The organism is Salicola sp. Rm-C-2C1-2, from assembly GCF_040196175.1.
Lineage (GTDB): Bacteria > Pseudomonadota > Gammaproteobacteria > Pseudomonadales > Oleiphilaceae > Halospina.
The window spans coordinates 16,449-27,562 of record NZ_JBEFNF010000012.1 but is presented as its reverse complement, the minus strand read 5'-3'; the positions used below and the strand labels follow the sequence as shown (position 1 = coordinate 27,562).

Here is an 11,114-nt window from a genome sequence, read left to right as displayed (position 1 = left end):
TCATGGCAACGGTATCGCCTTCGGCGATGTCGCCGCCGCTCGCGCTGCCGGTGACCGCGATGGTCTCGCCCGCTTCTTGCGCGTTGATCACGTCATCGCTGGTGATGTCGTTCACGCTGACCGTGCCCGCATCCGCGCCGGTATCCAGCGTCGCGGTGTCAGCCACGCTGCCCTGGTTGCCGGCTTCATCGGTCACCGTCATGGTCACGCTCAGCTCGCCATCGGCCAGGCTGCTCACGTCTTGGCCTGTGACGGTCACGTTGCCATCACCATCCACGCTGATGTCGCCTTCCGCCACGGTGATGTCGCCCGTGTTGGTGTCGCCGTCGCTGATCACGATGCTGTCGATCGCCGCACCGTCTTCCACCGTGCCGGTGAAGGTCACGGAGGTTTGTTCGCTGGCGTTGATCAGGTCATCGGCATCGTCGAACGCGATGCTGTTGCTGCTATCGCCACCTTCACCCGGTGCCGTGGTATCCACGGTGCCCGTGGCGCTCGCGCTCGTGTCGTTGCCTGCCGCATCGGTGATGCTGGCATCAACCGTGTAGTCGCCTTCTGGCAGCTCCTTGGCATCCACGCTCCAGCTGCCGTCGTCCTGCACCTCGGCGCTCAGGGTTTGTTCCGCGCCATCGGCATCGGTCACCGTCACGTTCACGGTGCCGCCGTTCTGGTCGGAGCTGCCTTCGATCGTCGGGGTCGTGTCGTTGCCGGTGCCTGGTTCTTCCACGCTCAGTGTCGGCGCCGTGCTATCCAGCGTGAACGTCAGTTCGCTCTCATCCGAGACGTTTCCGGCCTCGTCGGTTTGGCGCACCTGGATGCTGTTGTCACCTTCCTCGGCGCTCGGTGCCTCGGTACTCCACGTGTTACCGCCGTCGGTGCTGTATTCAACGGTCGCGCCGTCTTCAACGTTACCTACGCTGTAACTGCCATCGCTGGTGACGCTGTCGTCAGCACCCGTGTCGTTGTCCAGGCTGATGCTTGGCGCAGCCGGCGCGCCGGTATCACCGCTACTGGAACCATCAGATGATTCAGTGCCTTCTGATGCACCAGCCAGACCCAGGCCCCCATCATCGCCACCAAAGTCACCCGCCCTCTCCGGTGAACCAACAGGGTCATCGGCCTGGTCAAAATCCACTGCAAATCCCAGCGGATCCAGGGACTCAGCAATCCGTACCAGGCGGACGATGGAGTGCCCTCCCTCGGAGCCCCCTCCGGCCAGCCCGGCCGCCGGTGCTTCAACCGCATCAAATACATCGCCGCTTCCTTCCAGTGCGGCTATGGCTTCATCAACCGACTCCTCGTTCAGTGATCTGGCACTCTGCTGATCTTCCTCGTTCTGCATGTCAGACGACATACGTAGCGTTTCACCGCCACCCAGCCGGACAACGTCACCGCCACCAAAATCAAGAACGACCTCGGCTCCCGAGTCCGTCACCACGATTTCGCCGTCACGCAGCACATCCCCTTCCTCAAGCGGACGACGATCCCCCTGCTGATCTTCCGCCCAAACTTGACCAGTTACTGACAGAACCGTGGCAACAACATCACCCATAATTTTTACTCGATTTTGCGCAGTTAAAGACGAGTCGATTCAGAGCGACCAGAAAGGCCGACAATTTTCGTTAATTTCGTATGATACGGAAAGTTATCAATACTCCATACTGGACTTTGGTACGGTTAACCTGGCTCAGAGGTCCTAATTGAGCTTTCAGAGCGACTCTCTGGCTCTTGGCTACTGAGCAAATTCTGTAATCTTTATTTACCGTACGTTACACTCTTTGCTTATTTATTAAGCAAAAGTGCCACCAACCACCCCGATAAGAACTGGACGTGCTGAAAAAATCAATCACTGCCCTATCCGTCATCAGTATTGCATGCTTCTCACCGGCTCTATGGGGAGCACCGCCCATCAAAGAAGTTGCTAAGCAGGCGATCGAGTCCAACCCACAAGTGCAAGCTCAGTGGTATGAGTTCCTGAGCGCTGGCCAGAATACTGAATCAGCCGCAGGCGGGTTCCAGCCGCAGGTGGATCTTAGAACACGATACGGGTACGAGTGGCGTGATTACGGTCCGAACAGTGACTTCACAGGGGCCGATGGCGAGCTGACCCTACGGCAGATGCTCTATGACGGCTTTGCAACAAGCGCAGAAGTCGAACGTCTCAACCAGGTTCAGCTGGTCAATTATTACGAGCTTCTGAGTGAAGCAGAAAACGTAGCCCTCGAGGCGTTCCGCGCATTTCAGAACGTTGCCCGACAACAGAAGCTGGTGCGTTTGGCAAAAGAAAACCTGCAGCGTCATCACGAGGTTTTTGACCAGATCAAAGAAAGCGTTGAGGCCGGGGTTAGCCGCTCTGTCGACCTTGAGCAGATCAACGGACGCGTTGCATTGGCGGAATCCAACCTGAACACCGAAATGAGTAACCTGCACGATGCCAAGGCGCGCTATTTGCGGATCGTTGGGTCGATGCCGCCGTCAGACAATGAACGCGCAACCATTGATCAGCAAAAACTGCCTTCCTCTTTGAAGCGCATTCTCGAGCAGGCCTATCAATCCAACCCTGCCTTCTATGCCGCGCTCAGAAATATTCAGGCATCGAAACAGAGCGTTGAACAGCAGAAAGCCAGTTTCCACCCCCAGCTCGACCTCACCGCCAGCTACGGCAGTCAGAACTACGACAACCTGGGGTTCAGCAACGGCCGCTCTGATGCGCGCATCGGGCTGGAACTCAGCTACAACCTGTATCGGGGCGGCAGTGATCAGGCGGAATTGCGCCGGCGCTACGAACAGGTCAACGTCGCCAAAAGTCAGCGCGATAAAGAGTGTGTTGATCTGCGGCAAACCGCTCAGATCGCGTTTAATGATGTCATGGATCAAACAGCCCAGCTGCCAATGCTTAACCGGCACCGGCTGGCCTCGGACCGCGTCCGAACCGCCTATCGCAACCAGTTTGATCTGGGCCAACGCACCCTGCTGGATGTGCTTGATGCCGAGAATGAGCACTTTGAAGCAAGCAGAGCTTACGTCAATGCAAAACATGAGATCGAGATAGCCCGGGCACGCACCCTAGCCGCAATGGGCCAGTTACTGGCCAAGCTGAATGTCCAGCGCGACGGTCTGCCAACACTGGCTGAGCTGGATAGCGAGAAGCTTACGGTCGATGGTGACAGCGCCTGCCCTGCGATCAACGTACGATCACGCACACGTCAATACCATGATGATGACGGCGATGGCGTCCCCAGGTATCTGGATTTCTGCCCAGAGACGCACCAGGGCCATGTTGTTGACTCACGTGGCTGCACGGTTCAGGAGAAACATGAGCGGGTTTTTGACTCGAACACTCAGTTTGAGCGAGGCAAAGCGAGTGTTGCCAAGGAGGATCGTTCACAACTCAAGGAGGTGGCCGCGTTCATTGCCACCAATCCTGAGGCAGAGGTTTTGATCGAGGGTCATGCTTCAAAGATTGGTGCCGCCTCCTTCAATCAGCAACTGTCACAGGAAAGAGCAGAAACGGTAGCGGATCTTCTTGTCAATAAATTTGGCATCGACGAAGCGCGACTAAAAGTGACCGGTTACGGCGAAGGCCAGCCATTGCGCAAGGGCGACTCAGCCGAAGCCCACAAAGCGAACCAACGCGTTGAGGTACGGGTTGTGGCCGAAAAAAAACGACCCAAGACCCGGGGTTCTGAGTAACCTTCAGTTGGCGGCTACTGGAATTTGCGCCATTAAGCCAAGCCGGGCAAGCGCACTGAATCTGAACTACCTTGGAATTGCCGAGCGGAGCCAACAACACTAGGGCCTTAATCATTGGTTGATGACCATCACAACGAGGGGCAGGACAGCCTGCTTGAATGCCTTATCTTCCTGGCCCGCTATCATGACCGGAATCTGAGTCGGGACGCAGCTATCTCAGGGCTCCCTCTGCCTAACGGCACTCTGACCCCGGCGCTGTTTGAGCGTGCGGCTCAGCGGGCGGGGTTGTCCTGCCGTCATGCAGACACTGAACTCGACAGTATCAATCAGGCATTACTGCCCGCTGTGCTGCTGACCCAGGACGAAAACGCTCTGATTCTGCTGGGCTACGACGATAACGGTCACCCACGCATTATTGAGCCCCATTTTCCTGAGACAGCAACCGTGCTTAATAAGGAGGAGCTTGAAGCACGCGTCACACGGAAAGTGATCTACTGTCGGCCTCAGTTCCAGTTTGACCCGCACGCCTCCACGGTCCAGAAGTCAACGCGCGCCCATTGGTTCTGGAGCGTCATCCGGGAAAACCGCAAGCTCTACCGGGATGTCTTGATCGCAGCCGTTCTCATCAACCTGTTCGCCGTTGCGATGCCACTGTTCGTAATGAACGTGTACGACCGCGTCGTTCCCAATCACGCCACGCATACGCTGTGGGTCCTATCCGCCGGTCTGGCCATTGTGCTCGCACTGGACCTGGCCTTGCGACTGACGCGGGCGCGGTTTGTGGACCTTGCCGCCACCCGGGCTGACGTCAAAATCTCAGCCTCGATTATGGAGCGCATCCTGGGGCTCAACCTGAGCCACCGACCCGGTTCATCAGGGGCCTTCGCCTCCAACGTACAATCATTTGAGAGCGTTCGTGCTTTTATCGGTTCAATGACCGTCGTATCGCTGGTTGATCTGCCTTTTGTCCTGCTTTTCGTCCTGATTATCGGCATCATCGCCTGGCCCTTGGTCATTCCCATCATAGTCGGCGGTCTTCTGATCCTGCTCTACGCCGTATCGGCCCAACGCAAGCTCCATGAACTGTCAGAAGAAAGTATGCAGGCCAGCGCTATGCGCAATGCCACGCTAGTGGAAAGCGTCAGTCATCTAGAGACCATAAAAAGCTTTGGGGCAGAGCAGCGGCTGCAGCAACGACACGAAGAAGCGACGCTGTTCGTCGCTCATACCAGCGCACAGATGCGCCTGGTTTCGGCCTCTGTCACCAGTGGCGCCCAGTGGACTCAGCAGATGGTCGCTCTGAGCATCATAATTGTCGGTGTGTACTTCCTCGTTGATGGTCAGTTATCCCAGGGCGGGCTGATTGCAGCCTACCTTCTGTCGTCACGGGCCATGGCCCCCATCAGTCAAGCCGCAGGCCTGCTTGCACAGTACCATCAAGCGGCAACGGCCATGGAGTCGCTGGATGAAGTCATGGCCTGGCCACAGGAACGCTCGAAGGGAAGGCATTATGTCAGCCGACCCGAGCTGGAAGGCGCCATTGAATTCCGTAATGTGACCTTCAATTACCCGAACGACGATCGCAACAGCCTGAGCGAGATCAGTTTACGCATCGAACCGGGCGAACATGTCGCCGTACTTGGCAAGAACGGCTCAGGTAAAAGCACATTGGAAAAACTGATCCTCCGACTCTATGAACCCAGCTCAGGATCTGTACGCGTTGATGGTATTGATCTCCAACAGCTCGATCCCGCGGAGCTGCGGCGCAATATCGGTTATGTGCCACAGACTATCGAATTACTCTCGGGCACCTTGCGGGACAACATCCTGCTGGCTAACCCTCAGGCCTCGGACGAAGCACTTCTCCACGCGGCCCATTTAAGCGGTCTCACCGCCATGGCAAACGCCCACTCAGCGGGTTTTGATATGCCGGTAGGTGAAAACGGCCAGATGCTATCAGGCGGGCAAAAGCAAGCAGTCGCCATTGCGCGCGCACTGATCAACAATCCCTCAATGCTGATCATGGATGAACCCACGGGCGCTCTGGATCATTCAGCTGAAGAAGCTTTCAAAAAGAATCTGAACGATTATGCACAGAATAAGACGCTTTTGATGATCACGCACAGAACCGCCCTCCTTGAGCTTGCAAGTCGGATCATCGTGGTTGATCAGGGGCAGATCGTGGCGGATGGTCCCAAGAACGAAGTGGTCGAAGCGCTCAAGCAGGGGCGCATCATGGGAGCTCGAGTTTGACATCGCCGGAGGACACCCCCTGGAGGGAACGGGCTTCTGCCGAGCATAGGGCGTTCGGCCTGATTGGCCGTTTCTCCAACACGGTAGGCGCCAAGGGAGCGGCTTTGCTTGAGCGATTCTTTCCCCGAGGGAACCGCTATGGTGAATCCCAGGACTGGGTAACCGAGGCCGACTGGGCCCGTATTCAGCAGGACCCACTGCGCGCAACCATACTGCTCTACCTTGCAGCCTTCGCCGTTTTTGCGCTCCTTGTGTGGGCCTACTTCGCACAGCTGGACGAGGTAACCCGGGGCGAAGGTAAAGTCATTCCCTCTCAACAGCTAAAAGTTGTGCAGTCTGTGGACGGCGGTACCGTCAAAGCCATCCTTGTCAGCGAGGGAGACCAGGTTGAGAAAGGCGACGTGCTCCTGGCGCTTGACCGGACACGCTTTCTATCTAAGTTTCAAGAGCAGAGAGCCCAGATAATGGCACTGCGTGCGGAAGTGGTTCGCCTGCGCGCTCTGGTCAATGATCTGGTGCTGACATTCCCAGAGGACCTTAAGGAGAAAGCACCGGAGATTGTTGATACCGAGCGTAAGCTTTACGTCAGCAGCCTTTCGGAATTGACCGAGAAAAGAAACATCCACGAGGAACAGCTGACGCAGAAAGAAGAAGACCTTAACGAAGCACAGGCCGCACGCGAGCAGTATTCATCGATACTCAGCCTCGCCCGCCAGGAACTCAAGGCCACGCGCCCCCTGTTGGCGTCAGGCGCAGTGTCCGAGATGGACATCATTCAGTTGGAACGCGAAATTGCTAACGCCAAGGGTGAACTCAAGCGTGCCAAAGCTGCCATCAGCCGTAATAAGGCCGCCATCCGTGAAAGCGAAAGCCGGCTGAAAGAAGTTGAGCTGAAAATGAAAAATCGCTGGGCGGGCCAACTAACAGAGTCTGCCGCCCGGCTGGAGTCCCTTTCGGAAGCTCAGGCCGGCCTTGCAGACCGCGTTCAGAAAACCGAGATCAAAGCGCCTACCGATGGTGTTATCCAAAAACTCCATACCAACACAGAAGGCGGGGTTGTCTCACCAGGCCGCGATATCGTGGAAATTGTACCATCCAGCGATAAGCTCATTATTGAGGCCAAAATACTGCCTAAAGACATTGCTTTCATTCGGCCCGGACAATCCGCCACCGTTAAGCTCACAGCTTATGACTTCAATATCTTTGGTGGCCTTAAAGCCGAGGTTAAACACATCAGCGCGGACACTGTCACCGACGATGAGGACAAAACCTACTACGTTGTGCGTCTTGAAACGCAGGCTCAGGGTTTCAGTAAAGATCTTCCCATAAAAACCGGCATGACGGCCCAGGTTGATATTCTTACGGGGCAGAAAACGGTTCTTGAGTACCTGCTTAAGCCGGTTTTACGAGCAACCTCTCAAGCGATGACCGAGCGATGACCGAAGCTGCACAGCTGTTTGTCACAACGGCTGGGTTCTTCAGCCCACGGTGGACCACCTGTTTCCCTGATGCTGAATTACTCAATAGCCTCGATGAGGCCATCCAGCGGGTGCGTCAGCTCAATGGCGACGTTGTCGTCTGGGTATTGACGGGTCTTGAGCAATGGCAAGCGCTGATTCGCGCCGCCACAGACTCGGGGGCGCGCGTGATTGCTATAAGTCGCGATCAGTCTCTGGCCGAACTCCGGGAAAGTCTCAGTCACGGTGCCCGTGGCTATGTACATGCCTTATCCAGCACTCACTTGCTGTATCAGGCTTCACAGACCGTTTCAGCAGGTGCTCTGTGGTTACCGGAATCATTGATTGATCAGTTGCTATCGGCTGTTTCAACGACACTCCCCGAGATGCCATCCAAGCCCACGGCAAGCTTGGATCAACTGACAACGAGAGAACAAGACGTTGCCCGGGCTGTCACTGATGGCCTCAGCAATAAAGCGATCGCCAGGCAGCTCAACATCACAGAGCGCACCGTTAAAGATCACCTGAGCAAAATTTTCTCCAAACTCAATGTGAATGACAGGATGCAATTAATGTTAAAAATTCGAGGCCAATAGCGAGGAATCCTGATGTTTATTCGACGCGACGATCAGGGGCGTATCATCGCTATCAGCCAGGCGTGTGATGCTCAATTTACAGAGCCAATGACGGATCAGGCCCGGGAGGTTATGGATTTTCTCTCAAACGCCATGCAACAGCCATCCGGAATCACCACCGAACAGACCCATTTCCAGGCATTGAAGCATTCGGACACTGACTTGATCCGAGTGATTGAGGATCTTGTGGATATCCTCAATGAACGCGGCGTCATCCGGTTCACTGACCTGCCACAAGAAGCCCGCAGCAAACTGATGAACCGCAAATCGCTGCGGTCCAAAGCCAATGAACTCTCCAACCTGCTGGATGACGAAGACGACAGCCTCAACATTTAGCTGTCGGGTTCCGGCACAGCCGGGCCGGCCGTGGCATCCAGACCACAGCGCCAATGGGCTGCTTCCGGTGGTTCCGTCAGACCATCCGCAATCACCGTTAACCCGATGGCATGCGCCATCCCACAAAAACGCTGAACCAGAAGCTGCTTTTCCGTATCCGCCGGCAGGTCAGCCGTCACCGAATGGTCCAGTTTGATATAGGCAAGCCCCACTGACTGCAGCACCTCACTTCTCAGAAAAGCCATCTCCGAATGGTCGAGGCCTACACGTGAGCCTAAGGCGCTGATGCTGCCGACAAAGTCCCAAACGGCGGGTGTATGGTCGAGTGCAACAGACTCGGGTATATCAATACAAAGGTTGGCCGCCGCTCGCGGCGCATCGCGAACTGCCGATAGAATATCCGCTTGCGCATCGGGGTCCTGTAACGTCTCGGCCGATAGATTGACACACAACGGACCCAGAGCCGGATTGTTTTCAACCGCCAACAGGGTGTGTTTAACCATGGCTCTATCGAAGGCGGGAAGCAGCCCCAAACGCCGAATCCACGGCAGCACCTGCCCCGCCGTTCGCACCACCTGCTTCAGTCGTAAGCGCAGCATGCATTCGGAATGCAAACAGCGCTGCTCCTTATCAAAAACCGGATAGACCCTGGAGAAAAAGGTTTCCCGCTCCAGCGCCTGCACAAGTGCTTGCCACCACTCCTGGGACGTCTCATAAAGCGGGGCCTCACCCACCGCATCGGCCACAACCAGCCCTGCGTGCTCGTTGGGCTCAGCCTGGGCCAGAAGTCCATCCAAGCGCCCCAGAACGTCCGCTCGCGATTCTCCAGCCTCGAACTGACATGCCGCAACAGCCACAATTCGGCTTTCACTGTACGTACTCGCGCTCACCATCAGCTGTTGGAACAACGTTTCAGGCCAGGAATCCAGCGTATCGATGTCGCGAATAACCGCCGCAAAATCCGCCCCCTTCATACGGCCGGCCCAAGCATCATGCCCCGCCTCTCTCGCCTCGGCCACGAAGCCAGAGACCTTTTGTGCGAGCGCAATCAGTAATTCATCCACCCTCTCATAGCCCAGTGAATGGTTGAGTGCCGGAAGGTTGATCAAACGCACGAACACAATGCCATTACGGCTCCCCTGATCCTGTGTCTTCAATACACCTTCCAGGCGCTGGTTCAGCATGTTTCGGTTCATCAAACCTGTAAGGTCATCATGCTGACTTTGAACCTTCATCGCCTCCAACTGCTCGCGCTCCTGGAGTAGAAGGTTCTTGATCTTTAATGAAAGACGGTTCATAGCCTGCACCACGCGCCGAAACTCCAACGTGCTGGGCACAGGAGACTCAATAAAGCGCTGTTCGCCGATGGCTTCTGCCTGACTAATCACAGCATCCAACGGCTTGAGCACACGTTTTAAAATGAGGCTCCCAACCAGCCCGAACACCGCCATCACCGCCAGAGACAACGCAAATAGTTTCTTCGTTCCTTCCCATAACGCCTCGTAGGCGTAGGCATCCTGACTCTCAACCGTCAGTGTTCCAAATTCCCGCCATCCGTCCATGATCCCGGCTTTGCCGGGCGCCGCATCAATCGATACCCAGTGCCGGAACCAATCGGGCACATCCATAGGCTGCGTGAACGACTTGGCTCGCAGGTCGATGTCATCGAACCGAGGGGTTGTCAGGGTCATGCGCTCGTAATGCCCGGTATCGAACTGAGCTGCAACGTACGTCTCAATTAATGCCCGGTCTTTTTCAGAGCGCGAAAGTGTTAACGCCAATGCATTAGCGTTATCCATATTTTTCAAATGCAGCTGATCCTCGAAATAGCCACGTGCGACAAAGGTACTGAGGCTGAAACTGGCGATAAAAGCAGCGGCCATCAGCAATCCAACACCCAACCAGAGTTGCCTGATCAATGACATTATTCCAAATCCTCCGTCATGGGCATGTTTACCCCAACTTGATGACTCAACGCCATACCACCCCATCGTCTTCCATTCGCTGAAGCACGCTCCGCCAGCGGGACAGACGCGCTGTTGGGTCACCCGCGTCACTGCCCCTTTGCCCGGACCACAGTCCCTGCGTGTTAAAACTGAAAACGGGTTTGAGGTCAGGGCGCTCAGACGCCGGGAGCACTTGTTCCATGAGGCTGTCCAAAATCAACGGCTCGCTCCCCGGCTCTGGGTAATACCCCAACACCATATGAGCTCTGGAAACGCCACTTTGCGCCCCTCCCACCTGCGCCCGTACATAGATGAGCCGCAGCTTGCTGTTCGGTACGCCCGCGTGCAAAAGACTCACATACTTGCCAATCACATAATCCTCGCAATCGCCCCTACCATGGCCAAGCGTTTCAAGGGGCGTTGCCCAATAGTCCTTTGAGCCCCAGACAACATCGTCTTCTACGTACGTCACGTGCTTATGAAAAAACTGATTCACGGTTGTCAACTGCTCCCGGGTATCCATTGGTTGAATATTATCCAGAAGATGCAGCCAATCCTGCGCTACTGAATGCCGTGAATCTGGAAACTCCTCGGCCATGCGTCTTTTAAACGTAGCCGACTCCACATCCACTCGAGCGTATTGTTCATTGCTGAAAACCGGCCGGCCCGCCACAACGATCAGCGCCAGAGCAAGCGTCCCAGCCAGTAGCCACGCCGTGCGAACAGTTTTTAGTTCGATTGACCAGCGATTCACCTTCTACCTGCCCAACACTGCGTTATGATCTTCCTTTCAG

8 protein-coding genes are annotated in these 11,114 nt (G+C 55.9%); 5 read left to right on the top strand and 3 right to left on the bottom strand.

The window, feature by feature from the left end; translation table 11 throughout:
* The coding region (locus AAF659_RS14830) for a retention module-containing protein (RefSeq protein ID WP_349752563.1) at window positions 1-1,552 on the bottom strand (1,552 nt) is incomplete at its 3' end.
* A gap of 278 nt (window positions 1,553-1,830) precedes the next feature.
* Between AAF659_RS14830 and AAF659_RS14825 the strand changes: the two genes are divergently transcribed.
* The 5 genes from AAF659_RS14825 (at window position 1,831) to AAF659_RS14805 (ending at window position 8,374) form a co-directional block, all read left to right on the top strand.
* Window positions 1,831-3,693, top strand: coding sequence for a TolC family outer membrane protein (locus AAF659_RS14825; RefSeq protein WP_349752562.1), 1,863 nt, complete (start codon window positions 1,831-1,833; stop codon window positions 3,691-3,693).
* A 114-nt stretch (window positions 3,694-3,807) separates the two neighbouring features.
* The gene (locus AAF659_RS14820; protein WP_349752561.1) at window positions 3,808-5,946 is read left to right on the top strand and encodes a type I secretion system permease/ATPase; all 2,139 of its coding nucleotides are present in this window, start codon (window positions 3,808-3,810) and stop codon (window positions 5,944-5,946) included.
* Window positions 5,943-7,385, top strand: a complete 1,443-nt coding sequence (locus AAF659_RS14815) for an HlyD family type I secretion periplasmic adaptor subunit (protein ID WP_349752560.1) — start codon at window positions 5,943-5,945, stop codon at window positions 7,383-7,385. Before AAF659_RS14820 ends, AAF659_RS14815 begins: the two co-directional genes overlap by 4 nt.
* On the top strand, window positions 7,382-7,999 hold the full coding sequence (locus AAF659_RS14810; protein WP_349752559.1) for a LuxR C-terminal-related transcriptional regulator: 618 nt from the start codon (window positions 7,382-7,384) through the stop codon (window positions 7,997-7,999). The genes AAF659_RS14815 and AAF659_RS14810 overlap by 4 nt, the downstream gene beginning before the upstream one ends.
* Before the next feature lie 12 nt (window positions 8,000-8,011).
* Window positions 8,012-8,374: a hypothetical protein gene (locus AAF659_RS14805; protein ID WP_349752558.1), complete on the top strand. Its 363-nt coding sequence runs from the start codon at window positions 8,012-8,014 to the stop codon at window positions 8,372-8,374.
* Here the strand turns inward: AAF659_RS14805 and AAF659_RS14800 are convergent.
* A complete protein-coding gene (locus AAF659_RS14800) occupies window positions 8,371-10,422 on the bottom strand; it encodes a bifunctional diguanylate cyclase/phosphodiesterase (protein ID WP_349752557.1) in 2,052 nt (683 codons plus the stop codon). The genes AAF659_RS14805 and AAF659_RS14800 overlap by 4 nt on opposite strands.
* Window positions 10,346-11,074, bottom strand: coding sequence for a transglutaminase-like cysteine peptidase (locus tag AAF659_RS14795; protein WP_349752556.1), 729 nt, complete (start codon window positions 11,072-11,074; stop codon window positions 10,346-10,348). The genes AAF659_RS14800 and AAF659_RS14795 overlap by 77 nt, the downstream gene beginning before the upstream one ends.
* Window positions 11,075-11,114: the final 40 nt, after the last annotated feature.